The sequence below is a fragment of the Paracoccus sp. MKU1 genome, from assembly GCF_001447385.1.
In the GTDB taxonomy this organism is placed as follows: domain Bacteria; phylum Pseudomonadota; class Alphaproteobacteria; order Rhodobacterales; family Rhodobacteraceae; genus Paracoccus.
Window position 1 is genome coordinate 19568 of sequence record NZ_LLWQ01000225.1, and the last position, 23524, is coordinate 43091.

Consider the following 23524-nt stretch of genomic DNA (forward strand, 5'->3'; position numbering starts at 1 on the left):
GCTACTCGACCGCCTGGATGCGGTCCATCAGCTCCTTGCCGAACTGGGCCTCATATTGCTGATAGGGTCCGGCCAGCGCCTCGCGGAAGGCGGCCTTCTGCTCGGGCGAAAGCTCGTTCACCTGCATCCCGGCCTCTTGCATCGCGGCGACGCCCGAGCTGTCAACATCGTCGACATAGGCCCGCATCGCCGTCACGGCGTCCTTCGCCGCCTTCTCGAAGGCCGCTTTCTGCGCATCGTCCAGCCCGTTCCACAGCGTGGGTGAGACCAGGATGATGGTCGAGGAATAGACGTGGCCGTCCAGCGTCAGGAATTTCTGCACCTCGTTCAGCTTGGCCGAGACGATCACCGACAGCGGGTTTTCCTGTCCGTCGATGGCGCCCTGTTCCAGCGCGCCGATCACCTCGGGCCAGGCCATGGGCGTGGGGGCGGCGCCGAGCGCGCGGAAGGCCTCGATATGCACCGGGTTCTCCATGGTGCGGATCTTCAGCCCGTTCAGGTCCGAGGGCGCCTCGACCGCGCCGCGATTGCTGGTGATGTGGCGGAAGCCCTGCTCGCCCCAGGCCAGCGCGTGCAGGCCGGCGGCGTCGAATTTCGCCAACATCTCCCGGCCGATCTCGCCGTCCAGCACCTTGCGGGCATGGTCCTTGTCGCGCAGCAGGAAGGGTACGCCCAAGACGCCGACCTCGGGGACGAAATTGGTCAGCGTGCCGTCCGAGGCGATGGTCATCTCGACGCTGCCGAGTTGCAGCCCCTCCAGCACCTCGCGCTCGCCGCCCAGGCCCGAGGAGGGGAAGTGGCGGAAGGTGAACTGGTCGCCCAGGCTTTCCTTGAGCGAGGCCTCGAAGGCCTTGGCGCCGGCACCGTAATGGCTGTCCTCGGCCAGCGCGTAGCCGATCTTGATTTCCTGCGCGAACGAAGGCGCGGCGACGGCGGCGCAGAGAAGCGCCGCGGCAAAGACGTGTTTCATGCTGAATCCCTTCCGCTGTCCGGCAGGGATTTAGCGCCACATGACGGGAATGTGCAATCCCGCTGCCGGTCTCGGCCAGGCCGGCGAGGTTCAGCCCTTGCCGCGCTCGGCCTCGGCCAGCGTGCGGACCACCTCCTCGTCGCTGGTCTGGTCGAAATCGCGGTAATGCAGGCCCACCGCATGGAACGGCTCGGGTGTGCGCAGGCAGACGACCTCGTCGGCCTCGGCGCGGATCTTCTCCAGCACGTCGGGCGGGGCGACCGGCACGGCGACGATCACCCTGGCCGCGCCCGACCGCGCCAGCGCCTTGAGCGCGATGCGCATGGTCGCGCCGGTCGCGATGCCGTCATCGACCACGATCACGGTCCGGCCCCGCGTCTCGGGCGCCGGCCGTCCGCCGCGATAGGCTTGCCGCCTGCGCTCGATCTCCCGCAGCTGAAGGGCCTTTTCGGCTGCGATATGCTCCTCTGTCGCCCGGGTTGCCGCGACGAGCTGGTCGTCCAGAAGCAATTGCGGCGGCGTGCCGTCCACGATGGCGCCGATGGCAAGCTCGGGATGCGCCGGGGCCCTGATCTTGCGGACCAGGATGACGTCCAGCGGCGCGTCCAGCACCTTCGCGACCTCGAGCCCGACCGGCACGCCGCCGCGCGGCAGCGCCAGGACCAGGACAGGCTCCCCCTTGTGACCGGACAATGCGGCGCCAAGCTGCCGGCCAGCATCCGTGCGATTTGCGAACATCCCGCCCCCTTTTGATTATCCGCAACCGAACCCCTTGGCCTTGTGGAATGTTCCCGTGCCGGTTTGCGAGCCCTGCCATGCCCCAACCCGCCTGGGCCGGCAGGAAGGCGCGGGGCCCTTCGGCACCCCCGGACCGGTCTGGCCTTCGGTGCGCACAACCAGGAGTGGCGGGATTCGGCGCCATGATTGCCGGTCAGAGCGGCAATCGCCGCCTGGCGGCCTCGCAAGGGGCGTGCGGCAAGGGGATTTCTGCGCACGGTTCCGCCGAAGGCCGGGGCGGCGGCAGATGCCGATGGACGCTCGGGCCGGGACGTATTAGGAAGATAGCCCAAGGCATGGGCCGGCCAGCCCACCCCAGAGACGAAGAACAGAGCAGAACCGAGCAGACAGATGCAATCCGGCAAAAGCGCGGCCCAGACCGTCGCGACCGTGAAGCCTTTACAGATCCGCGGCCGCACCTTCACGGCCATCGCGCTGCATCTGAGCGGCTGGCCGGATCGCGCCTTTTTCGAGGCGCTGGAGGCGCGGCTGAACCAGACGCCGCTGTTCTTCGACAATGCGCCGCTGGTCATCGACCTGGAGCAGGCCGAGGGGCTGGACAGTGCCGAGGCGCTGATGCACCTGACCGCCGAACTGCGGCGGCGCAAGCTGTCGGTCTTTGGCATCCAAAGCGGCACGCCCGCGCAGGCGCGCGCCGCGGCCGAGGCCGGGCTGATCTCGCTGCCCAGTGGGCGCGACGTGGCGCTGGAGCGCGTCTCGCGCCAGGGCAGCCGCCCGCAGCCCGCCCCGGCACCGGCGCCGAAGGAGCCGGCGAATCTCATGGTCACCCAGCCGGTGCGCTCGGGCCAGACGGTCTTTGCCGATCGCGGCGACCTGATCGTCATCGGCTCGGTCAGTTCCGGGGCCGAGGTGATCGCGGCCGGCAACATCCACATCTATGGCCGGCTGCGCGGCCGGGCGCTGGCGGGCGTCAACGGCGATACCGCGGCGCGGATCTTCTGCCATGCGCTCGATGCCGAGCTGCTGGCCATCGCCGGGCTCTACCGCACCAGCGAGAACCTGGGGGCCGATACGCCGCGGCAATATGTGCAGGTCTATCTTCAGGGCGAGGTGCTGCGCATCGAGTCCCTCAAATAACCCATGATCGAAAGGAAACGCTCGTGAGCAAGGTTATCGTAGTCACCTCCGGCAAGGGCGGCGTCGGCAAGACAACCTCCTCTGCCGCCATCGGCGCAGGGCTCGCCATGCGCGGCCACAAGACTGTCGTGATCGATTTCGACGTGGGCCTGCGCAACCTGGACATGATCATGGGCTGCGAGCGGCGCGTGGTCTTCGACTTCATCAACGTCATCCAGGGCGATGCCAAGCTGAAGCAGGCGCTGATCAAGGACCGCCGGCTGGAGAACCTGCATGTCCTGCCGACCTCGCAGACCCGCGACAAGGACGCGCTGACCAAGGAAGGCGTCAAGGCGGTGCTGGACGAGCTGCGCGAGGAGTTCGACTATATCGTCTGCGACAGCCCGGCCGGCATCGAGCGCGGCGCGCATCTGGCGATGTATTACGCCGACGAGGCGGTGGTGGTTACCAACCCCGAGGTGTCCTCGGTGCGCGACAGCGACCGGGTGCTGGGCCTGCTGAACAGCAAGAGCGCGCTGGCGGAAAAGGGCGACGGCAGCGCGGTCAAGGCGCAGCTGCTGCTGACCCGGTTCGACCAGAATCGCTCGGCCAATGGCGAGATGATGAGCGTCGAGGACGTGCTGGAGATCCTGGCGATTCCGCTGCTGGGGATCATCCCGGAAAGCACCTCGGTCCTGAAGGCCTCGAACGAGGGCACGCCGGTGTCGCTGGACGAGAGATCGCCGGCCGGCAAGGCCTATATCGACGCCGTCGGCCGGCTGGTCGGCGAGCAGATCGAGATGCGGATCAATCCGGGCGAGCAGCGCCGCGGCTTCTTCCAGCGGCTCCTGGGACGGACGGCCTGACATGTTCGGTTTCTCATTCCGCCAGCGAAAGCCCAGTTCGGCGCAGACCGCCAAGGAGCGCCTGCAAATCCTGCTTGCGCATGAGCGTTCCAGCGGCGGGTCCAACCCGGATTTCCTGCCGCTCTTGCAGCGCGACATTCTCGAGGTGGTGCGCCGGCACATGGAGATCGACGGCGACGCCGTGGACGTCAAGCTGGAGCGCAGCGACGATCTGTCGAGCCTGGAGATCAATATCGAGCTGCCCTATGCCAAGCCGCTGAAGGCGCGGACCGCCAGCTAGGCCCGCGCCCGTCCCGGCACCGGACACAGCCCGCCCCGACAAAGAGCGGGCCGTCGGGGATCATAGCGCGCCCTTCTCCATCTCGGCGGCGATATGCTCGGCCTGCCGGATCGCCAGCGCGACGATGGTCAGCGTCGGGTTTTCGGCCGCCGAGGTGGTGAAGACCGAACCGTCCGAGACGAACAGGTTCGGGACGTCATGCGCCTGGCCCCATTTGTTCACCACCCCGTCGCGGGGGTTTTCCGACATGCGGTTGGTGCCCAGATTGTGGGTCGAGGGATAGGGCGGCGTCGGCAGCACCCGCGTCGCACCCGCCGCGCGATAGATCCTCTCGCCCACGGCATAGGCATGGTTGCGCATGGCGATGTCGTTCGGATGGTCGTCGTAATGTACGTTCGGCACCGGCTGCCCGAAGCGGTCCGTCTCACCGCGGTTCAGCGTGATGCGGTTCGTCTCTTGAGGCAGATCCTCGCCCACGATCCACATGCCGGCCATGTTCTCGTAGCTGTCCAGCGCCGAGGTGAACTCGCGTCCCCAGCCGCCGGGGTCCATGAAGGCCGCCATGAACGGGATGCCCAGGGCCAGAGTCTCCAGCTCATAGCCGCCGACAAAGCCGCGGGCGGGGTCGTGATGCGCCTCGTCCTGCACGATGCCGGCCATGGTGGTGCCGCGCCACATCCGTACCGGGCGCTCGAAGATCGCATAGACCGAGCCGGTGGTGTGGCGCATGTAGTTGCGCCCGACCTGGCCGGAACTGTTCGCCAGCCCGTCCGGGAACCGCTCCGAGGCCGAGGCCAGCAGCAGGCGCGGGCTTTCGATCGAGTTGCCGGCGACGGCGACGATGCGGGCGCGCTGGAACTGCTCGGTCCCGTCGCGGTCGATATAGCGCACGCCGGTGACCTTGCCCTCTTCGTCATGCTCGATCCGGGTGGCGTGGCTATGGTCGCGGACCTCGAGGTTGCCGGTCGCCTCGCCGCGCGGGATGTCGGTATAGGCGGCCGACCATTTCGCGCCCCATTTGCAGCCCTGGAAGCAGAAACCGGTCTGCTGGCAGGCCATGCGGTCGTCGTAATCGACCGAGTTGATCGCCATGCGCCCGGTCGAGACCTTGCTGTAGCCCGCGGCCTTGGCGCCCTTTTCAAACACCAGGTAATTGTTGTTCCCCGGCAGGCCGGGCAGGTCGTTGGTGCGGGTGACGCCCAGCTTCTTCTCGGCCAGGTCGTAATAGGGCTCCAAGTCGGCCAGCGTGATCGGCCAGTCCAGCAGGCTGGCGCCGTCCACCGGGCCATAGGTCGTCAGCGCCTTGAACTCGTGCTCCTGGAAGCGCAGCGATGCGCCGGCCCAGTGGATCGAGGTGCCGCCGACCGCCTTGACGATCCAGGCCGGCAGGTTGGCAAAGTCCCGCGCCACCCGCCAGTCGCCCGAGGTGGTGCGCATGTCGCCCCAGCTCAGCTGCGCGAAGCTGTCCCATTCGTCGTTGATGTAATCCTCGGGCAGGTAGCGCCCGCCGGACTCCAGCGCCACGACCTTGACGCCCCTTTGCGCCAGCTCGTTGGCCAGCACGCCGCCGCCCGAGCCGGTGCCGATCACGACCACGACCGAGGCGTCGTCATGCCCGAATTTCGCCATATTGTCAGCCATCTCCGCCTCCCTCACAGCCAGTCGATGTCGTTGAAGCCGCGCTCGATATAGCCGCCCTGCGAAAAGCTCTCGCCCTCATAGCCAAAGACCGGCCAGACCTCTTTCTGGTTGTAGAGCCCGGTCACCAGCCCGGCGCGCACGGTCTGGAAGAAGGGCGTGTGCTCGATCAGGCGCAGCATGGCGACGCGGTCCTTTTCCCAGCCCGCGGCCAGATAGGTGTCGAATCCCTGCGCCTTGGCGACAAGGTTCAGCCCGGCCACACCGTCCTCGATCATCGGCGCCTGTTCGGGGGTGTCATGCGTCTTGACGGCGATGGCATAGAAGCGGTCGGCGATGCGGTCATGCGGATAGATGTCGCGCGCCATCTGGATCAGCACCGCCATGGTTTCGGGCTTCAGCGCGGCGGTCTCGACCGCCCAGGCCGCGTCGCGGGCGGCGACGAAGCCCGAGCCGACCACGAAGGTCGCCCCCGCCGCCATGGCGCGCGCCAGCAGGCCGCGCCGGGTCAGCCCCCTGACATCGCTGCCAGAGGGGGATTTGTGGATGACAGTCATTTGCTCCTCCCTGAGTTGGTTGGCCCGCCCCTCCCGGCAGGCCGCCTGCCTAGAGGTACCGGCCGCCGCGTTGCAGCACCTCGATCTCGTAGCCGTCCGGGTCCTTGATGAAGAAGAAGCGCGCGATCACCTCGCCGCCGGGGGCGAAATCGACCAGCTTGCGCGGGGCCAGGCCCAGATCGGTCAGCCGCCGGTGCTCGGCCGCCACATCCTCGACCGAGACGGCCAAATGGCCGTAGCCGTCGCCCAGCTCATAGGGCTCCCCGCGGCCCTTGTTGACGGTCAGCTCCAGCTCGAAGCTGCTTTCGGCATTGGCCAGATAGACCAGCGTGAAGCTGTCGAAATCCAGCCGCTCGACGGGTTCCAGGCCGAAGGCGGCCTTGTAGAAGGCCAGCGAGCGTGCCTCGTCCATCACGCGGATCATCGAATGAATCATCTTGGCCATGCGGGCTTTCCTTTCCGATCTTTGCACCAGTATCGGAAGGACGCCGCCCCCGCGGGTAGCATCATGCTACCACGCGCCGGATTTCTTGCGGAAAACCGGATCAGGCAGCCTGCGCCACCCGCTGCGCCGCCCGGCGGAAATCCCCCGCGCCGCTGCCGCGCAGTTCCAGCTGCACCAGGCAGGCGCAGCGCAGAAGCGAGGTGAAGTTCACCGGCTCGCCCCCGAGTTGCAGCACCTCGGATTGCAGCGTGGACAGGAAGGCGGGGGTGGCCATGCCTTCGCCGGCGGCGATCTCGTCGAGAATGTCCCAGAAGGCCTGTTCCAGCCGGATCGAGGTGCTTTGTCCGTTCAGCCGCAGCTTGCGGGTCACCGGCTGATAGCGGCGCGGATCCTGGCGGGAGAAGACTTCGCACATGGCATGGTTCCCGAACTGGCTAGGGCTTTTTACGATCATAGCACGGGTGGCGGCCCTTGCCAGTTTCTTGCGCCAACGCGGCCCTTGCCGGACGCGCGCGAATCGCTTGACCGGTTTGGAACGGTCCAGTATCACTTTGGAACGATCCAAAATGCGATATGCGGGCGAGCGGAGGGCGCGCAGGTGAAATGGGCATTGATCGGGGCAAGCACGATTGCCGCGCAATACATGGTCGCGGCCTTCCGGTCGCTTGCGGAGGGCGGGGCGATCCGCGTGGTCAGCGGCTCGGCCGACCGGGCGGCGCGGTTTGCGGCCGATCACGGCATCGCCCGCTCCGGCACCGACCTTGACGAGGCGCTGTCCGACCCGGCCGTCGATGCGGTCTATATCTCTTCGACCAACGAGAAGCATTTCCCGCAGGCCATGGCCGCCATCGCCGCCGGCAAGCATGTGCTGTGCGAAAAGCCGCTGGCGATGCGGCTGGAGGACGCGGTCGCCATGGTGCGCGCGGCAGAAGCGGCCGGGCTGGTCTTTGCCACCAACCATCACCTGCGCTGCGCGGGCAGCCATCGCGCCATTCGCGGGCTGATCGCGGCGGGGCGGGTCGGCCGGGTGCTGTCGCTGCGCATCCACCACGCCGTGCATCTGCCCGAGAACCTGCGCGGCTGGCGGATCGCCTCGGCCGAGGCGGGCGGCGGGGTCGTTCCCGACATCACCGTGCACGACGCCGACCTCGCCCGCTTCCTGCTCGGGGAGGACCCGGTCTCGGTCGTGGCGCAGATGGGGGTGTCCGGCATGGGGCAGGGGGTCGAGGATTCGGCCATGTCGGCCTGGCTCATGCCCTCGGGCGCCATGGTGCAGGCGCATGAAAGCTTTACCCATCCCTTTGCCGGCACCGCGCTGGAGGTGCATGGCACCGAGGGCTCGGTCCTTGCCCGCGGCGTGCTGACCCAGCGCCCGCTTGGCGAGATCGAGCTGGTGACCGCAGCCGGCCGCGAAACCGTGCCGTTTCCCGACCACGATCTTTACCAGCAGGCGGTGCGGCAATTCGCCGATGCGGTGGCGGGGCGGGGCCGGCCGGCGGCGACCGGCTGGGACGGGGTGAAATCGCTGGCCGTCGCCCTGGCGGTGCGCGAGGCGGCGCGCAGCGGCATCCGCCAGCAGGTCTCCTACGGAGGGGCGCCATGACCAAGATCGTGGGCGCGGCCGAGGCGGTCGCGCGCATCCCCGACCATGCCGTGGTGACGGTCTCGTCCTCCTCGTCGCTGGGCTGCCCGGATCTGGTGCTCAAGGCGCTTGGCGCGCGATTCGCGGCCGAGGGCCATCCCCGCGACCTGACCACGCTGCACCCGATCGCGGCGGGCGACATGTATGGCGTCAAGGGCATGGACCATATCGCGCGGGACGGGCTGCTGGCCCGCGTGCTGGCGGGCTCCTATCCCTCGGGGCCGTCCAGCCTGCCGATGCCCGAGATCTGGCGCATGATCGTCGAGGATCGGGTCGCGGCCTATAACGTGCCCTCGGGCATCATGTTCGACATGCATCGCGAGGCGGCGGCGCGGCGGCCGGGCGTGCTGACCCGCATCGGCCTCGACACCTTCGCCGATCCGATCCGCGAGGGCTGCGCGATGAACGCCAGGGGCGCCGCCGCGCCCATCGTCTCCCGCGTCGAGTTCGGCGGCGAGACCTGGCTGCATTTCCCCAACATCCATCCCGATGTCTGCATCCTGCGCGCCACCACCGCCGACGAATGGGGCAACCTGACCTATGAGCACGAGGGCGCCTATCTGGGCGGGCTGGAACAGGCCATCGCCACCCGCAACAACCGCGGGCTGGTGATCGCGCAGGTCGAGCGGGTGACGGCGCGCGGTTCGCTGCGGCCGCATGACGTGCGGGTGCCGGGCCATCTGGTGGACCTGGTCGTCATCGACCCGGACCAGAAACAGACCTGCGAGACGCCCTATGACCCGGCGATCTCGGGCCAGATCATGCGGCCCTGGTCCAGCTTTCACCTGGCCGAGCACGGGGTCGAGAAGGTCATCGCCCGCCGCGCCGCGATGGAGTTGCGGGGCGGCATGACCGCCAATCTGGGCTTCGGCATCAGCGCGCTGGTGCCGCGCATCCTGCTGGAGGAGGGCCATCCCGATGCCGTCACCTGGGCCATCGAACAGGGCGCCGTCGGGGGGATGCCGCTGACCGATTTCGCCTTCGGCTGCGCCTCGAACGCCGATGCCTTCGTTCCCTCGCCGCAGCAGTTCATCTATTTCCAGGGCGCGGGCTTCGACATGTCCTTCCTGTCCTTTCTGGAAGTGGATGTCGAGGGCAACGTCAACGTCTCGAAACTGGGCAAGAAGCCCTATCTGACCGCCGGCTGCGGCGGCTTCGTGGACATCACCGCCCATGCCCGCAAGATCGTCTTTTCCGGCTGGTTCGAGGCCGGGGCGCGGATCGCCCTGTCCGAGACCGGCATCCGCGTCGAGCAGCCCGGCAAGTTCACCAAGATGGTGGACAAGGTCGAGCATGTCACCTTCTCGGGGCGCCGCGCCCGCGCGCAGGGGCAGGAGGTGCTCTATGTCACCGAGCGCTGCGTCATCCGCCTGGCCGATGACGGGCTGGTCGCGACCGAGATCATGCCCGGCATCGACCCCCAGGAGCACATCGTCGCGCCCAGCCGGGGCCGGGTGCGCATCGCCCCGGACGCCGCGGCCATGCCGCTGTCGCTGCTGGCCGAGGGGCCGATGGGGTGGCAGCCATGAGCGCGGTGCATCTGGAGATCCGCGGCCGGCTGGCCGAGATCCGGCTGGACAACCCCGCCAGGCTGAACGCCTTCACCGTCGGGATGCTGGACCAGCTGGCGGCGCATCTGGACCGGATCGAGCGCAGCCCGGCCCTCGCCTGCGTGCTGCTGACCGCGACCGAGGCGCGCGCCTTCTGCGCCGGGGCCGACATCAACGGCTGGGGCGACCTGACGCCCGCCGAATTCGCCCGGCACTGGGTGCGCGACGGGCATCGCGTCTTCGACCGCCTGGCGCGGCTGGCGCGGCCGACCATCGCCGTGCTGCATGCCCATGCCTTCGGCGGCGGGCTGGAACTGGCCGCGGCTTGCGACCTGCGGGTGATGGCGCCGCGCGCCACCATCGCCCTGCCCGAGGCGGGCATCGGCATCGTGCCCGGCTGGTCCGGCACCCAGCGGCTTGCCCGCCTGCTGCCCGAGCCGGTGCTGAAGGAGATGGCGCTGTTCGGACGCCGCGTCCCGGCCGAACGCGCGCTGCAACTGGGCTTCGCCGCCGAGGTCTCGGACGATCCCCGCGCCGCGGCCGAGGCCATCGCCGCCGGGGTCTGCGGGCTGTCGCCCCGCGCGGTCGAGATCGCCAAGTCCATGATCCACGCCGCCCGCGGCGAGGATCGCGGCGCGATGATCGAGGCGCTCGGCAGCGCCGCCATCGCCGCCAGCGCGGACCGGGCCGAGGGCGTCGGTGCCTTCCGCGAGAAACGCAGCCCCGAATTTCCGGGAACCTGACATGACCGAGCTGACCCTGATCCCCGCCTCGGATGCCGCGCTGCCGGCCGAGCCCCGTCGCGGCCGCCACCTGATCGGCGGCGCCTGGCGGGACAGCGCCGACGGCGCCACGTTCGAGCGGATCTCGCCCTCGCATGGCATCGTCGTCAGCCGCTCGGCGCAAGCCGGCGAGGCCGAGACCCTTGCCGCCATCGCCGCCGCCCGCGCCGCCTTCGACAGCGGCGCCTGGAGCCGCATCCCCGCCAGGGCCCGCGCCGCCGTGCTGCTGAAGGTCGCCGATCTGATCGAGGCGGAGGTGGAGCGGTTCGCCCTGATCGAGACGCTGGAAAGCGGCAAGCCGATCACCCAGGCCCGGGCCGAGATCGCCGGGGCGGCAGACCTGTGGCGCTATGCCGCCATGCTGGCGCGCAGCACGCATGGCGACAGCCACAACACCCTGGGCGAGGACATCCTGGGCGTGGTGCTGAAAGAGCCGGTCGGCGTGGTCTCGATCATCACGCCCTGGAACTTTCCGTTCTGGATCCTCAGCCAGAAGCTGCCCTTCGCGCTGGCGGCGGGCTGCACCTGCGTGGTGAAGCCGTCGGAAATGACCCCCTCGACCACCGTCATGCTGGGCGAACTGCTGCTCGAGGCGGGGCTGCCGGAGGGGGTGGCGAACATCGTCCTGGGCTTTGGCCAGCCGGTCGGCAGCCTGATGGCCAGCCACCCGGACGTGGACATGGTCAGCTTCACCGGCTCGACCGCGGTGGGCAAGGCGATCGCGGCGGCCGCCTCGGCCACGCTGAAGAAGGTGGCGCTGGAGCTTGGCGGCAAGAACCCGCAGGTGATCTTTCCCGATGCCGATCTGGAGGATGCCGCCGATGCCGTGACCTTCGGCACCTGCTTCAACGCCGGCCAGTGCTGCAACTCGGGCAGCCGGATCATCCTGCATCAGGACATTGCGGAGGCATTCACCGCCCGCGTGGTGGAACTGTCGCGCAAGGTGGCCTTCGGCGATCCGCTGGACCCGCGCAGCCAGGTCGGCGCCATCGTGACCCCGCAACACCGGCAAAGGATCGACGGCTATGTGCAGGACGCGCTGGCCGAGGGCGCGACGGCAAGCCTGGGCGGCGGGGGGCTGGAGATCCCCGGCCTGCCCGGCGATTTCTACCAGCCGACCGTGCTGACCGGCATCCGCCCCGACATGGCGATTGCACGCGAGGAGGTCTTTGGCCCGGTGCTGTCGGTGCTGACATTCCGCACGCTGGACGAGGCGGTCGCGCTGGCCAACCATGCGCATTACGGCCTCTCTGCCGGGGTCTGGAGCGAGAATGTCCATACCTGCCTTGCCTTCGCGCGCCGCGCGCAGGCCGGGACGGTCTGGACCAATACCTGGATGGACGGCTTTCCCGAACTGACCTTCGGCGGCGTCAAGCAATCCGGGCAGGGGCGCGAGATCGGCCGCCACGGCTTCGACGAATTCCTGGAGGTCAAGTCGCTGGTGATGCGGGTCGGCCGCGGCACGCGGGCGCCCTGGGTGAAGGCGGTCTGACCCGCGACGGGCCGGGCCGGAACAAGAACGATGCAACTGTGGAGGAAGACATGGCTGTGTATTTGGCGAGGAAGGGCGCGCTGACCTGCGCGCTGCTGGCTTCGACCGCGCTGGCGGCGCAGGCCGAGGATGTCGAGGTGCTGCACTGGTGGACCTCGGGCGGCGAGGCGGCGGCGCTGAACGTGCTCAAGGATGACTTGCAGGGCAAGGGCATCGGCTGGGTGGACATGCCGGTGGCCGGCGGCGGCGGCGAGGCGGCGATGACCGCGCTGCGCGCCCGCGTCACTGCCGGCAACCCGCCCACCGCCGTGCAGATGCTGGGCTTCGACATCGTCGACTGGGCGCAGGAGGGCGTGCTGGGCAACCTGGACGAGGTCGCCACGGCCGAGAACTGGGGCGAGGTGGTGCCCGACGCCTTGCAGGCCTTCTCCAAGCATGAGGACCATTGGATCGCGGCGCCGGTGAACGTGCATTCCACCAACTGGGTCTGGATCAACAAGGCGGCGCTGGATGCCGCCGGCGGCAAGGCGCCCGAGACCTGGGACGAGCTGATCGCGGTGCTGGACCAGATGAAGGCCAACGGCATCGTGCCGCTGGGCCATGGCGGCCAGCCCTGGCAGGACGCCACCATCTTCGACGCGCTGGTCTTGGCCGAGGGGACGGATTTCTACAAGGCGGCCTTCATCGACCTCGACCCCGAGACGCTGGGCGGCGAGAGGATGGCGGCGGCCTTCGACCGGCTCATCGTCCTGCGCGGCTATGTGGACGACAACTTCTCGGGCCGCGACTGGAACCTGGCCTCGGCCATGGTCATCAACGGCGAGGCCGGGATGCAGATGATGGGCGACTGGGCCAAGGGCGAGTTCCTCAAGGCCGGCAAGGTGCCCGGGCAGGATTTCGTCTGCATCCGCTTCCCCGGCACCCAGGGCGCCGTGACCTTCAACAGCGACCAGTTCGTCATGTTCGACGTGCAGGGCGAGGGCAAGAAGCAGGCGCAGGCCCAGATGGCCTCGGCGATCATGAGCCCGACCTTCCAGTCGGCCTTCAACGTGGTCAAGGGCTCGGTCCCGGCCCGCACCGACGTGCCGGATGCCGATTTCGACGATTGCGGCAAGAAGGGCATGGCGGACCTGGCCGAGGCGAACACCAACGGCACGCTGCTGGGCTCGATGGCGCATGGCCATGCCAACCCGGCCGCGGTCAAGAACGCGATCTACGACGTGGTGACCGGGGCGATGAACGGCGAATACGGCGACGGCGCCTCGGCGGCGCAGGCGCTGGCCGACGCGGTGGCGGGCGCCCAATAGGCCCCGCCGCGGGGGCCGGGGGCGGCGGGTCCGCCCCCGGCCCGGCCGCGCCACCATCTGCCGCGCCACCTCGCGCATAGGGAGAGCGACCATGCCCACACCCGTTCAGGCGGATCTCCGCACACGCTTGCAGGACTGGCTGCCGCGACTGGTGCTGGCGCCGTCCTTCGCCACCACCCTGCTGTTCGTCTATGGCTTCATCCTGTTCACGCTGCTGCTGTCCTTCACCGGGTCGCGGATGCTGCCGAACTGGACCTTCGTCGGGTTCGACAACTACCAGCGGCTGTTCGGGTTGCAGCATTGGCAGATCGCGCTGAAGAACATCGCGATCTTCGCCTCGCTCTATATCGCCATCTGCACCGCCCTGGGGCTGCTGCTGGCGATCTTCCTGGACCAGAAGATCCGGGGCGAGGGCGTGCTGCGGCCGATCTACCTCTATCCGATGGCGCTTTCCTTCATCGTGACCGGGACGGCGTGGAAATGGTTCCTCGATCCCGGCATCGGGCTGGAACGGGTCATGCACCTGTGGGGCTGGGAAAGCTTCACCTTCACCTGGATCAAGTCGAACACGATGGCGATCTACTGCATCGTCATCGCCGCGGTCTGGCAATCCTCGGGCTTCGTCATGGCGATGTTCCTGGCCGGCCTGCGCGGCATCGACAACGAGGTGCTGAAGGCGGCGCAGATCGACGGCGCCTCGAACTGGCAGCTCTACCGCCGCATCGTCATCCCGCTGCTGCGGCCCGCCTTCCTGTCGGCCTTCGTGATCCTGGCGCATCTGGCGATCAAGAGCTACGACCTCGTCATCGCCCTGACCGGCGGCGGTCCCGGCCGCTCGACCGAGATGCCGGCGACCTTCATGTATTCCTATACCTTCACCCGCAACCAGATGGGGGTCGGCGCGGCCTCGGCGGTCATCATGCTGATGACCATCGCCGCGATCATGGTCCCCTATCTCTATGCCGAACTGAAGGAGAAGAAGTGATGTCCGCCGTCACCCAGGACACCGCCGTCTCGACCGGCCGCGTGGCCCGCGCCTTCATCTACCTGTTGCTGATTCTGTTCGCGCTGTTCTACCTGCTGCCGCTTTACGTCATGGGCGTGAACTCGCTGAAGCCGCTTCAGGAGATCACCGGCGGCAACATGATGGCGCTGCCGGCGACCTGGACGCTGGAGCCCTGGCGCGCCGCCTGGTCCAGCGCGCAGATCGGCGTCCAGCCGACCGGCCTGAAGCCCTATTTCATCAACTCGATCCTGATGGTCGTGCCGGCGGTCGCCATCTCGACGGTGCTGGGGGCGCTCAATGGCTACATCCTGACCAAATGGCGCTTTCGCGGCGATACCATCGTCTATGGGCTGATGCTGTTTTCCTGCTTCATCCCGTTCCAGATCGTGCTGATCCCGATGGCGGTGGTGCTGGGCAAGCTGGGGCTGGCCGGGACCGTGCCGGGGCTGATCCTGGTCCACGTGGTCTATGGGCTCGGCTTCACGACGCTGTATTTCCGCAACTACTACGCCGCCTTCCCGACCGAGCTGGTGCGGGCGGCGATGATGGACGGGGCCGGGTTCTTCCGCATCTTCTGGCGCATCCTGCTGCCGGTCTCGGGGCCGATCGCGGTGGTGTCGATCATCTGGCAGTTCACCAATATCTGGAACGACTTCCTGTTCGGCGTGTCCTTCGGCGGCACCTCGCAGCCGATGACGGCGGCGCTGAACAACCTCGTGCAGTCCTCGACCGGGGTCAAGGAATACAACGTGCATTTCGCGGCCGCGATCCTGGCCGCGCTTCCCACCCTCGTCGTCTATGTCGTCGCCGGCCGCTATTTCGTGCGCGGCCTGATGGCGGGCTCGGTAAAAGGCTGATCCCATGGGTTTTCTCGACATCCGCAACGTCACCAAATCCTACGGCTCGGTCCAGGTGCTGCATGATGTGGACATCTCGGTCGCCGAGGGCGAGTTCCTGGTGCTGGTCGGCCCCTCGGGCTGCGGCAAGTCCACGCTGCTCAACATGATCGCCGGGCTGGAAAGCGTCACCTCGGGCGAGATCGCGATCCGCGGCCGGGTCGTGAACGGCGTCCATCCCAGCAAGCGCAACATCGCCATGGTGTTCCAGAGCTATGCGCTCTACCCCAACATGACCGTGGCCCAGAACATCACCTTCGGCCTGGAGATGCACGGCACCCCCCGGGCCGAGCGCGAGCGGGCGCTGGCCGACGTGGCGAAGCTCTTGCAGATCGACCACCTGCTGGACCGCAAGCCGGCGCAGCTGTCGGGCGGCCAGCGCCAGCGCGTCGCCATGGGCCGGGCGCTGGTGCGCGACCCCGACGTGTTCCTGTTCGACGAGCCGCTGTCGAACCTGGACGCCAAGCTGCGCGTGGACATGCGCACCGAGATCAAGAAGCTGCACCAGAAGCTGGGCACCACCATCGTCTATGTCACCCATGACCAGATCGAGGCGATGACGCTGTCGACCCGGATCGCGGTCATGTATCGCGGCCACGTGCAACAGCTGGGCACGCCGAGAGAGATCTACGATACGCCGGCCAATGTCTTCGTCGCGACCTTCATGGGCAGCCCGGCGATGAACATCCTGCCCGCCCGCGTCGCGCTGCGCGACGGCGTGCCCCATGCCAGGATCACCGATGCCGAGGGCGCGGAACGGCTGCTGCGCTTCAGCCAGCCGAACCTGGCCGGCTGGGACGGGCGCGACATCCTGCTGGGCATCCGCCCCGAGGCGATCACCGATCCCGAGGGCGCCGACCGCAAGTCCGGCAACATCCAGGGCCTGGCCAACCGCGTCAGCGTGACCGAGCCCGCCGGTTCGGACACTTTCGTCACCATGGTGCTTTCGGGCCGCGACGTCATCGCCCGGATGCGCGCCGATGCCTCGGTCGGGCCGGGACAGGACTTCGATTTCGCGGTGAACATGGACAAGGCCGTGGCCTTCGACCCGCAGAGCGAAGAACGGATCGCGCCCTGATGCGGCCCGACATGCTCATCATCGGCTCGGGCATCGGCGGCGCGACGCTGGCGGCGGCGCTGGCGCCCTCGGGCCGGCGCATCGTCATCCTGGAGCGCGGCCGGTACCTGCCCGACAGTCCCGAGGCGCGCGATGCCCAGGCCATCTTCGCGTGCGGCCATTACCGCCCGGCCGAGGAATGGCTGGACGGCGAGGGGCGGCCCTTCAACCCCGGCAACTACTATTATGTCGGCGGCAATTCGAAATTCTTCGGCGCGGTGTTCCTGCGCTATCGGGCCGAGGATTTCCGGCCGCTGCGCCATATCGGCGGCACGACGCCGGGCTGGCCCATCGGCTATGACGAGCTGGAGCCCTTCTACCAGGCCGCCGAGGCGCTTTACCAGGTGCGCGGCGCCCTGGGGCAGGACCCGACCGAGCCGCACCATTCCGGCCGCTATCCCCACCCGCCGCTGCCCGACGAGCCCGCCATCGCCGATCTGCGCCGCCGGCTGCAATCGGTCGGGCTGCACCCGGCCGCGCTGCCGCTGGGCGTCGACCTGCCGCAATGGCTGGCGGCGGGGGCGACGCCCTGGGACGCATTCCCCAACACCGGCGCGGGCAAGATGGACGCGGAAAGCGCCGCGCTGGCCCGGGCGCTGGCCCATCCCAACGTCACCCTGCTGACCGGCCATCGGGCCACCCGGCTGATCGCGGGCGAGGACGGCCGCATCGCGGCGGTCGAGGTCGAGGCCGAGGGGCGGCGCGAGACCGTCGCGGCCGCCGGCCTGGTCGCTCTGGCGGCGGGGGCGGTGCAAAGCGCGGCGCTGCTGCTTGGTTCGGCCGATGCGCGCCATCCCGGCGGGCTGGCCAATGCGTCGGATCAGGTCGGGCGCAATTTCATGAACCACAACTGCTCGGCGGTGCTGGCGCTGCATCCGCTGCGGCGCAACCCCTCGGTCTATCAGAAGACGCTGATGGTGAACGATTTCTACCTGACCGGCGGGCCGGGCGGCGAGCCCCTGGGCAATATCCAGCTGCTGGGCAAGATCTCGGGGCCGATCCTTGCCGCCAGTTCCTCGCTGCCGCGCGGGCTGGCGCATTGGATCGCGGCGCGCTCGGTCGATCTCTATGCCATGTCCGAGGACCTGCCGAACCCGGAAAGCCGGGTGTCGCTGAAGGGCGGGCGGATCGTGCTGGACTGGAAACGCTCGAACTGGCGGGCGCATGAGCTGCTGGTGGCGCGGCTGAAGCGGCTTTTGCGCCGCGCCGGCTATCCGGTGGTGCTGTCGCGGCCCTTCGACCGGCGCACGCCCAGCCATCAATGCGGCACCGCCCGGATGGGTGCCGACCCGCGCGGCAGCGTGGTGGACGCGTTTTGCCGCAGCCACGACCACCGCAATCTTTTCATCGCCGACGCCTCGGTCCTGCCGACCTCGGCGGCGGTCAACCCGGCCCTGACGGTGGCCGCGCTGTCCCTGCGCGCCGCCCGCCACATCCGGGAAACGGAGTTCGCAGCGTGACCATGCCCATCGCCCTTGTCACCGGCGGCCAGCAGGGGATCGGCCTTGGCATCGCCGAGGCGCTGGCGGGCGCGGGTTTCGCGGTCGCGCTGGCTTCGCTGCCCGCGGCGGATGATCCGGCGGTGGTGCAGGCGCTGGGGCGGCTGGGGCCGGAGGCGCGCTATTTCCGGCACGACGTGCAGGACATCGCCCATGCCCCGGCGCTGCTGGATGCGATCGAGGCGGGGATGGGGCCGGTCGCGGCCCATGTCTCGAACGCCGGGGTGCCGGCGCCGGTCAGGGGCGACATGCTGGCGCTGGCGCCGGACAGCTGGGATGCCGTGCTGGGCGTCAACCTGCGCGGCGCCTTCTTTCTGGCGCAGGAGGTCGCCCGGCGGATGCTGGCGCAGCCCGCGGAGCATTACCGCTCGATCACCTTCATCACCTCGGTCAGCGCGGCCATGGCCAGCATCGAACGCGCGGAATACTGCGTCTCGAAGGCGGGCGCGGCGATGATGGCGCAGCTTTTCGCGCTGCGGCTGGCGCCGCATGGCGTCGGCGTGTTCGAGCTGCGCCCCGGCATCATCGCCACCGGGATGACCGCCGGCGTGCAGCAGCAATATACCGCGCGGATCAGCGGCGGGCTGGTGCCCGCCGGCCGCTGGGGCCAGCCGGCCGATATCGGCCAGGTGATGGTGCCGATCGCCACCGGGCGGATGGGTTTCGCCACCGGGGCGGTGATCCCGGTCGATGGCGGCCTGTCCATCGCGCGGCTCTAGGGGGGCGGTCATGACGCAAGGCTATGACTTCATCATCGTCGGCGGCGGCTCGGCCGGCTGCGTGCTGGCGGCGCGGCTGTCCGAGAACCCCTCGGCCCGGGTGCTGCTGCTCGAGGCCGGGGGCCGCGACCGGCATCCGTTCTATCACCTGCCGGCGGGTTTCGCGAAGATGACCAAGGGCATCGGCAGCTGGGGCTGGCAGACCGTGCCGCAGCGCCACATGGACGGCATGGTCATCCGTTTTACCCAGGCCCGGGTGATCGGCGGCGGTTCGTCGATCAACGCGCAGATCTATACCCGCGGCAACCCGCTCGACTATGACGAATGGCGCCAGGCGGGCTGCACCGGCTGGGGCTACGAGGACGTGCTGCCCTATTTCCGCAAGGCCGAGGACAACGACAGCTGGGACAACCGCTGGCATGGCAAGGGCGGCCCGCTGGGCGTCAGCCGGCCGGCCGCGCCGCTGCCGATCTGCGAGGCGTTCTTCGGCGCGGCCGCCGCGCTTGGCATTCCGCGCAACGAGGACATGGCCGGCGCCTCGCAGGAGGGCGTGGGCTATTACCAGCTGACCCAGCGCAGGGCGCGCCGCTCCTCGGCCTCGATCGCCTATCTGAACCCGATCCGGGGCAGGCGTCCGAACCTGACCATCCGCACCGGCGCGCAGGTGCTGCGCATCCTGGTCGAGCACGGCCGCGCCGCCGGCGTCGAACTGGCGGGCGAGGGCGTGATCCGCGCCGGGGCCGAGGTGATCCTGTCCGCAGGCGCCATCGGCTCGCCGCGGCTCTTGCAGCTTTCGGGCGTCGGCCCGGCCGATCACCTGCGGCCACTTGGCGTGCCGGTGGTGCTGGACCAGCCCGGGGTGGGGGCGGACCTGCAAGATCACCTGGACCTGTTCGTCATCGCCGAATGCACCGGCCCGCATACCTATGACCGCTATGCCAGGCCGCATTGGTCGGCGCTGGCCGGGCTGCGCTACCTGCTGACCCGCAAGGGACCGGTGGCCTCCAGCCTGTTCGAGACCGGCGGCTTCTGGTATGCCGACCCGGACGCCCGCAGCCCCGACATCCAGTTCCACCTTGGCCTCGGCTCGGGGATCGAGGCGGGGGTGGCGGCGATGCCGGACGGCGGCGTCACGCTGAACTCGGCCTATCTGCGGCCGCGGTCGCGCGGGACGGTGCGGCTGGCCAGCGCCGATCCCCGCGCCGCGCCGCTGATCGACCCGAACTACTGGGCCGATCCGCATGACCGCGAGATGGCGATCCGCGGCCTGAAGCTGGCGCAGGAGATCATGCGCCAGGACGCGCTGAAGCCCTATGTCCGGGCCGAGCGCCTGCCCGGCCCCGAGGTGCGGACCGAGCAGGATTATTTCCGCTATGCCTGCCGCCACGCCAAGACCGACCACCACCCGGCCGGCACCTGCCGCATGGGCGCCGACCCGGCGGCGGTGCTGGACCCGCAGCTGCGGCTGAACGGCATCGAGGCGCTGCGGGTGATCGACAATTCCATCATGCCGGGACTGGTCTCGGCCAATACCAACGCCACCGCGATCATGATCGGCGAAAAGGGTGCCGATCTGATCCGCGCCGCGCATGGGCTCTAGCCCCGCGCGCGCCCATCCGGAACGGAGCCATGCCATGCTGACCCTGCCCACCCTCGACCACCGGCTGGAGCCCTATCGCCTGACCGGCACGCCGCTGGCGCCCCGCGCGCCGCGGCTGCCGCTGACCCGGACGGCCTTTGCCGCCGCGCATGTCGTCTCGGACCCGCTGCGCGAGCGCGATCCCTGGGACGGCGGCCGCCCCGCCCTGGACTGGGAGGCGACGCTGGCCTTTCGCCAGGGCCTCTGGGACCAGGGGCTGGGCCTGGCCGAGGCGATGGACACCGCGCAGCGCGGCATGGGCCTGGACTGGCCGACCGCGCGGGAACTGATCGAGCGCAGCATGGCCGCCGCCCGGGCGCATCCGCTGAAGCCGCGCGTCGCCTGCGGGGCGGGAACCGACCATGCCGCGCCCGGGGCGCTGAGCTCGGCCGATGCCATCGCCGGCGCCTATGAGTTGCAGATGGAGGCGATCGAGGCCGCCGGCGGCCAGATCATCCTGATGGCCAGCCGCGCCCTGCCTGCCCTCGGCGCCGATGCCGAGACCTATGTCCGGGTCTATCGCCGGCTGATCGACGGTGCGCAGCAGCCGGTGATTCTGCACTGGCTGGGCGAGATGTTCGACCCGGCGCTGGCGGGCTATTGGGGCAGCAAGGACGTGGCGGCGGCCTCGGGACTGGTGCTGGACCTGATCGCGGCCAACCCGGCCAAGGTCGACGGCATCAAGATCTCGCTGCTGGACCGGGCGCATGAGGAGGCGTTCCGCGCCCGCCTGCCCGCAGGGGTGCGGCTCTATACCGGCGACGACTTCAACTATGCCGCGCTGATCGCCGGCGACGGCCGACACCATTCCCATGCCCTGCTGGGCATCTTTGCCGCCATCGCGCCCGCCGCCGCACAGGCGCTGGAGGCGCTGGCGCAGGACGACATGGACCGCTATGAGCGGCTGCTGGCCCCGACCGTGCCGCTGAGCCGCGAGATCTTTCGCGCGCCGACGCGCTTCTATAAGGCGGGCATCGTCTTCCTGGCCTGGCTGAACGGCTGGCAGCGGCATTTCGTCATGCCCGCCGGCCTGCAATCCAGCCGCGACATCTCGCATTATGCCGAGCTGTTCCGGCTGGCCGACCGGGCGGGGCTGCTGGCCCGGCCCGAGCTGGCCGAGGCGCGGATGAGGACATTGCTGGCGCTGCACGGCATCGAATGAGGGGAGAGCGCGGCGATGGACCGCAGGCCGACGATCAGGGATGTGGCGCGCCGGGCGGGGGTGTCGAAATCGACCGTCAGCCTGGTGCTGCAAAACAGCCCGCAGGTCCGGGCCGAAACCCGCGAGGACGTGCGGCGGGCCATGGCCGAGCTGGGCTATGTCTACAACCGCACCGCGGCCAACCTGCGCTCGGCCAATGTCGGGCTGATCGGGCTGGTCATCAACGACCTGCGCAACCCGTTCTTTACCGAATTCGCCGCCTCGGCGCAGATGGCGCTGTCGGCGCGCGGCTATACCACCGTCATCGCCAATACCGACGAGGACGCCGCCTTGCAGGCGCAGGTGGTGGCCTCGATGATCGAGCACGGCGTCTCGGCGCTCATCATCTCGCCCACCTATGGCAAGGAGGCCGAGACCTTCGATCCCATCGCCCGCGCCGGCATCCCCGCGCTGCAAGTCCTGCGCAAGGTGGTGGACGACGGCGCGCAATTCCCCTTTGCCGCCCCCGATTACGAGACCGGCGGCCGGCTTGCGGCCGAGCATCTGCTGGCCGAGGGCGCGCGCCGGATGGCCTTTTTGGGCGGGCTGGAGGGGCGGACGGCGACGGGCAAGCGCATGTCCGGCTATCTCTCGGTGCTGGCCGAGGCGGGGATGGCGCCGCTTTGCCTGCACGGCCGTCCCAGCCGGGCCTGGGGGCGCGAGATGGCGCAGGTGCTGGCCAGCGACCATCCGCAGGTCGATGCGGTGATCTGCTTCAACGATCTGGTGGCGCTCGGCCTGCTGGCCGGCTGCGCCCGGATCGGGCGCGATGTCGGGCACGGGCTGAAGATCGTGGGCTTCGACGATATCGAGGAATGCGCGCAGGTCTGGCCCGGCCTCAGTTCGGTGCGCTGCGACATCGCCGGTTTCGCCCGCGCCATGGCCGCGACCACGCTGGGCTGGCTCGAGGACGGCATCGTGCCCCCGCCCGAACGCAGCACCCCGGTCGAATTGATCGTGCGCAGCTCCAGCCATCCCGAGGATGGCTGACCCGCGCCGGCGGTGATCTCGGGGCATCGCGGACCGGGCACCGGCGGCGATGCGCGTTGCCGGCCGCTCAGTCCTTGGGACCGCAGAAATTGTTGTAAAGCACTTCCATCACCTTTCGCGCCGGCTGGCTTTCGATCCGATACCAGATCGTCTGGCCCTCGCGCCGGCCGGCGATGATCCTGTCGCGGCGCAAAAGCGCCAGATGCTGCGACACGGTCGAATCGCGGATGCCCAGGAAATCCGCAAGCTGGCCCACCGATTTCTCGCCCTGCACCAGTTGGCACAGGATCAGCAGACGGTGACGATTGCCCAGCGATTTCAGGAACTCGCTGGCCTCGTCTGCGGCGGCGCGCATGCTTTCGGGATCGATGCTGGTGCTGACGCTCATATTCCATAACTACATTACTGCGAATATACGGTCAAGGCGCGGCCGGGAACCACCCGTGCCGGCCTTTTGCGGCCGGTCTTTGCCGGGGCCGCTTCCGAGCCGGCGCGGCTTTGCCTCGCCACAATATCGCCGAGACGCCCGCGGACGAGACGCAGCTGCGCCGGCTGCGGGATCTGCCGCTGCTGCATGTCGCGGACGTGCTGTTCCATCGCTTGTGGAAGCGCGAAACCCTGATCCGCGCCACGGTGGCCCGGGTGGAGGCGCACCCGCATCGAGCTCTACGCCGATGCGGTATCGTCGGGGCCGGCATCATCGCCGGTCCGGGCGGTGGTTTTGCGCCCCGGCCCGGCTTGCCGGCATCAAGACGAAATGTCGCAGGGCAGGGGCGGATTTTCCGATATTGCTAAAGACTTTCTCCTTGTAACCGATTATACGTATATATGTATATACTGTTTGTAATCGGCCATCCTGGAGTTCTCCGATGACACTTGACCGTTCCGTTCTCGCCTTTGCAGGCTTCATGGTCCTGCTTTCCGTCGCGCTGACCGTCTGGGTTTCGCCCTGGTTCGTCTGGCTGACGGTCTTTGTCGGGTTGAACCTGCTGCAATCGGCCTTTACCGGCTTCTGCCCGGCGGCCATGGTTCTCCGCAAGCTCGGCATCAAGCCCGGCTGCGCCTTCTGAAGGT

At 68.8% G+C, this 23524-nt stretch carries 24 protein-coding genes; 17 read left to right on the top strand and 7 right to left on the bottom strand.

Annotated features, from left to right (window positions below):
• Position 1: 1 nt before the first annotated feature.
• The gene (locus AQY21_RS26690) at positions 2–970 is read right to left on the bottom strand and encodes a TRAP transporter substrate-binding protein (RefSeq protein ID WP_058100610.1); all 969 of its coding nucleotides are present in this window, start codon (positions 968–970) and stop codon (positions 2–4) included.
• Between the two features lie 90 nt (positions 971–1060).
• On the bottom strand, positions 1061–1708 hold the full coding sequence (locus AQY21_RS26695) for a phosphoribosyltransferase (RefSeq protein ID WP_058100611.1): 648 nt from the start codon (positions 1706–1708) through the stop codon (positions 1061–1063).
• A 390-nt stretch (positions 1709–2098) separates the two neighbouring features.
• Here AQY21_RS26695 and minC point away from each other — a divergent pair, with 390 nt between their 5' ends.
• From minC to minE, 3 genes are read left to right on the top strand one after another with little or no spacing between them, the layout of a single operon-like run.
• Positions 2099–2845 carry a septum site-determining protein MinC gene (minC, locus tag AQY21_RS26700; RefSeq protein WP_058100612.1) on the top strand — a complete coding sequence of 249 codons (747 nt, stop codon included), beginning with the start codon at positions 2099–2101 and terminating at the stop codon, positions 2843–2845.
• A 23-nt stretch (positions 2846–2868) separates the two neighbouring features.
• A complete protein-coding gene (minD, locus tag AQY21_RS26705; RefSeq protein WP_058100613.1) occupies positions 2869–3690 on the top strand; it encodes a septum site-determining protein MinD in 822 nt (273 codons plus the stop codon).
• 1 nt (position 3691) lies between these two features.
• Positions 3692–3970 (top strand): cell division topological specificity factor MinE, encoded by a 279-nt coding sequence (gene minE / locus AQY21_RS26710; protein WP_058100614.1) that lies wholly within the window; start codon positions 3692–3694, stop codon positions 3968–3970.
• 60 nt (positions 3971–4030) lie between these two features.
• On the opposite strand, the gene AQY21_RS26715 is transcribed toward minE, so the two are convergent.
• The 4 genes from AQY21_RS26715 to AQY21_RS26730 all read right to left on the bottom strand — a co-directional run bounded on the left by AQY21_RS26715 (position 4031) and on the right by AQY21_RS26730 (position 7025).
• Positions 4031–5611, bottom strand: a complete 1581-nt coding sequence (locus AQY21_RS26715) for a GMC family oxidoreductase (protein ID WP_203416692.1) — start codon at positions 5609–5611, stop codon at positions 4031–4033.
• A gap of 11 nt (positions 5612–5622) precedes the next feature.
• On the bottom strand, positions 5623–6165 hold the full coding sequence (locus tag AQY21_RS26720; RefSeq protein WP_058100615.1) for a twin-arginine translocation pathway signal: 543 nt from the start codon (positions 6163–6165) through the stop codon (positions 5623–5625).
• Between the two features lie 49 nt (positions 6166–6214).
• The gene (locus tag AQY21_RS26725) at positions 6215–6610 is read right to left on the bottom strand and encodes a VOC family protein (protein ID WP_058100616.1); all 396 of its coding nucleotides are present in this window, start codon (positions 6608–6610) and stop codon (positions 6215–6217) included.
• 100 nt (positions 6611–6710) lie between these two features.
• On the bottom strand, positions 6711–7025 hold the full coding sequence (locus AQY21_RS26730; RefSeq protein WP_058100617.1) for a ribbon-helix-helix domain-containing protein: 315 nt from the start codon (positions 7023–7025) through the stop codon (positions 6711–6713).
• A gap of 183 nt (positions 7026–7208) precedes the next feature.
• On the opposite strand from AQY21_RS26730, the gene AQY21_RS26735 reads away from it, so the two are divergent.
• From AQY21_RS26735 to AQY21_RS26795, 13 genes are all read left to right on the top strand, one after another.
• A complete protein-coding gene (locus tag AQY21_RS26735; RefSeq protein ID WP_082658276.1) occupies positions 7209–8213 on the top strand; it encodes a Gfo/Idh/MocA family protein in 1005 nt (334 codons plus the stop codon).
• Positions 8210–9781 (top strand): acyl CoA:acetate/3-ketoacid CoA transferase, encoded by a 1572-nt coding sequence (locus AQY21_RS26740; RefSeq protein ID WP_058100618.1) that lies wholly within the window; start codon positions 8210–8212, stop codon positions 9779–9781. The genes AQY21_RS26735 and AQY21_RS26740 overlap by 4 nt, the downstream gene beginning before the upstream one ends.
• Complete coding sequence (locus AQY21_RS26745) at positions 9778–10545, top strand: enoyl-CoA hydratase/isomerase family protein (RefSeq protein ID WP_058100619.1); 768 nt, start codon at positions 9778–9780, stop codon at positions 10543–10545. Before AQY21_RS26740 ends, AQY21_RS26745 begins: the two co-directional genes overlap by 4 nt.
• A 1-nt stretch (position 10546) precedes the next feature.
• A complete protein-coding gene (locus AQY21_RS26750) occupies positions 10547–12076 on the top strand; it encodes an aldehyde dehydrogenase family protein (protein WP_058100620.1) in 1530 nt (509 codons plus the stop codon).
• A gap of 50 nt (positions 12077–12126) precedes the next feature.
• The gene (locus AQY21_RS26755; protein ID WP_058100621.1) at positions 12127–13383 is read left to right on the top strand and encodes an ABC transporter substrate-binding protein; all 1257 of its coding nucleotides are present in this window, start codon (positions 12127–12129) and stop codon (positions 13381–13383) included.
• Positions 13384–13474: 91 nt separating this feature from the next.
• Positions 13475–14368, top strand: a complete 894-nt coding sequence (locus AQY21_RS26760) for a carbohydrate ABC transporter permease (RefSeq protein WP_058100622.1) — start codon at positions 13475–13477, stop codon at positions 14366–14368.
• Positions 14368–15246: a carbohydrate ABC transporter permease gene (locus tag AQY21_RS26765; RefSeq protein WP_058100623.1), complete on the top strand. Its 879-nt coding sequence runs from the start codon at positions 14368–14370 to the stop codon at positions 15244–15246. Before AQY21_RS26760 ends, AQY21_RS26765 begins: the two co-directional genes overlap by 1 nt.
• A 4-nt stretch (positions 15247–15250) precedes the next feature.
• On the top strand, positions 15251–16363 hold the full coding sequence (locus AQY21_RS26770; RefSeq protein WP_058100624.1) for an ABC transporter ATP-binding protein: 1113 nt from the start codon (positions 15251–15253) through the stop codon (positions 16361–16363).
• Positions 16363–17862 carry an FAD-dependent oxidoreductase gene (locus AQY21_RS26775; RefSeq protein ID WP_058100625.1) on the top strand — a complete coding sequence of 500 codons (1500 nt, stop codon included), beginning with the start codon at positions 16363–16365 and terminating at the stop codon, positions 17860–17862. Before AQY21_RS26770 ends, AQY21_RS26775 begins: the two co-directional genes overlap by 1 nt.
• 2 nt (positions 17863–17864) lie before the next feature.
• Positions 17865–18620, top strand: coding sequence for a 3-ketoacyl-ACP reductase (locus tag AQY21_RS26780; RefSeq protein ID WP_058100626.1), 756 nt, complete (start codon positions 17865–17867; stop codon positions 18618–18620).
• 10 nt (positions 18621–18630) lie between these two features.
• The gene (locus tag AQY21_RS26785) at positions 18631–20220 is read left to right on the top strand and encodes a GMC family oxidoreductase (RefSeq protein ID WP_058100627.1); all 1590 of its coding nucleotides are present in this window, start codon (positions 18631–18633) and stop codon (positions 20218–20220) included.
• A 34-nt stretch (positions 20221–20254) separates the two neighbouring features.
• Positions 20255–21421 carry a dihydrodipicolinate synthase family protein gene (locus AQY21_RS26790; protein WP_058100628.1) on the top strand — a complete coding sequence of 389 codons (1167 nt, stop codon included), beginning with the start codon at positions 20255–20257 and terminating at the stop codon, positions 21419–21421.
• Positions 21422–21436: 15 nt separating this feature from the next.
• Entirely contained in the window at positions 21437–22450 is a 1014-nt protein-coding gene (locus tag AQY21_RS26795; RefSeq protein ID WP_058100629.1) for a LacI family DNA-binding transcriptional regulator, read from the top strand.
• Positions 22451–22517: 67 nt separating this feature from the next.
• Here the strand turns inward: AQY21_RS26795 and AQY21_RS26800 are convergent, their stop codons facing one another.
• Complete coding sequence (locus tag AQY21_RS26800; RefSeq protein WP_058100630.1) at positions 22518–22838, bottom strand: helix-turn-helix transcriptional regulator; 321 nt, start codon at positions 22836–22838, stop codon at positions 22518–22520.
• A gap of 481 nt (positions 22839–23319) precedes the next feature.
• Here AQY21_RS26800 and AQY21_RS26810 point away from each other — a divergent pair, with 481 nt between their 5' ends.
• Positions 23320–23520, top strand: coding sequence for a DUF2892 domain-containing protein (locus tag AQY21_RS26810; RefSeq protein WP_011750918.1), 201 nt, complete (start codon positions 23320–23322; stop codon positions 23518–23520).
• Positions 23521–23524: the final 4 nt, after the last annotated feature.

Bases quoted from the DNA above. Each gene is read 5' to 3' on its own strand.
- AQY21_RS26690 (WP_058100610.1), bottom strand. From the start codon at position 970: ATGAAACACGTCTTTGCCGCGGCGCTTCTCTGCGCCGCCGTCGCCGCG.
- AQY21_RS26695 (WP_058100611.1), bottom strand. From the start codon at position 1,708: ATGTTCGCAAATCGCACGGATGCTGGCCGGCAGCTTGGCGCCGCATTG.
- minC (WP_058100612.1), top strand. From the start codon at position 2,099: ATGCAATCCGGCAAAAGCGCGGCCCAGACCGTCGCGACCGTGAAGCCT.
- minE (WP_058100614.1), top strand. From the start codon at position 3,692: ATGTTCGGTTTCTCATTCCGCCAGCGAAAGCCCAGTTCGGCGCAGACC.
- AQY21_RS26715 (WP_203416692.1), bottom strand. From the start codon at position 5,611: ATGGCTGACAATATGGCGAAATTCGGGCATGACGACGCCTCGGTCGTG.
- AQY21_RS26720 (WP_058100615.1), bottom strand. From the start codon at position 6,165: ATGACTGTCATCCACAAATCCCCCTCTGGCAGCGATGTCAGGGGGCTG.
- AQY21_RS26725 (WP_058100616.1), bottom strand. From the start codon at position 6,610: ATGGCCAAGATGATTCATTCGATGATCCGCGTGATGGACGAGGCACGC.
- AQY21_RS26730 (WP_058100617.1), bottom strand. From the start codon at position 7,025: ATGTGCGAAGTCTTCTCCCGCCAGGATCCGCGCCGCTATCAGCCGGTG.
- AQY21_RS26740 (WP_058100618.1), top strand. From the start codon at position 8,210: ATGACCAAGATCGTGGGCGCGGCCGAGGCGGTCGCGCGCATCCCCGAC.
- AQY21_RS26745 (WP_058100619.1), top strand. From the start codon at position 9,778: ATGAGCGCGGTGCATCTGGAGATCCGCGGCCGGCTGGCCGAGATCCGG.
- AQY21_RS26750 (WP_058100620.1), top strand. From the start codon at position 10,547: ATGACCGAGCTGACCCTGATCCCCGCCTCGGATGCCGCGCTGCCGGCC.
- AQY21_RS26755 (WP_058100621.1), top strand. From the start codon at position 12,127: ATGGCTGTGTATTTGGCGAGGAAGGGCGCGCTGACCTGCGCGCTGCTG.
- AQY21_RS26760 (WP_058100622.1), top strand. From the start codon at position 13,475: ATGCCCACACCCGTTCAGGCGGATCTCCGCACACGCTTGCAGGACTGG.
- AQY21_RS26765 (WP_058100623.1), top strand. From the start codon at position 14,368: ATGTCCGCCGTCACCCAGGACACCGCCGTCTCGACCGGCCGCGTGGCC.
- AQY21_RS26770 (WP_058100624.1), top strand. From the start codon at position 15,251: ATGGGTTTTCTCGACATCCGCAACGTCACCAAATCCTACGGCTCGGTC.
- AQY21_RS26775 (WP_058100625.1), top strand. From the start codon at position 16,363: ATGCGGCCCGACATGCTCATCATCGGCTCGGGCATCGGCGGCGCGACG.
- AQY21_RS26780 (WP_058100626.1), top strand. From the start codon at position 17,865: ATGCCCATCGCCCTTGTCACCGGCGGCCAGCAGGGGATCGGCCTTGGC.
- AQY21_RS26785 (WP_058100627.1), top strand. From the start codon at position 18,631: ATGACGCAAGGCTATGACTTCATCATCGTCGGCGGCGGCTCGGCCGGC.
- AQY21_RS26790 (WP_058100628.1), top strand. From the start codon at position 20,255: ATGCTGACCCTGCCCACCCTCGACCACCGGCTGGAGCCCTATCGCCTG.
- AQY21_RS26795 (WP_058100629.1), top strand. From the start codon at position 21,437: ATGGACCGCAGGCCGACGATCAGGGATGTGGCGCGCCGGGCGGGGGTG.
- AQY21_RS26800 (WP_058100630.1), bottom strand. From the start codon at position 22,838: ATGAGCGTCAGCACCAGCATCGATCCCGAAAGCATGCGCGCCGCCGCA.
- AQY21_RS26810 (WP_011750918.1), top strand. From the start codon at position 23,320: ATGACACTTGACCGTTCCGTTCTCGCCTTTGCAGGCTTCATGGTCCTG.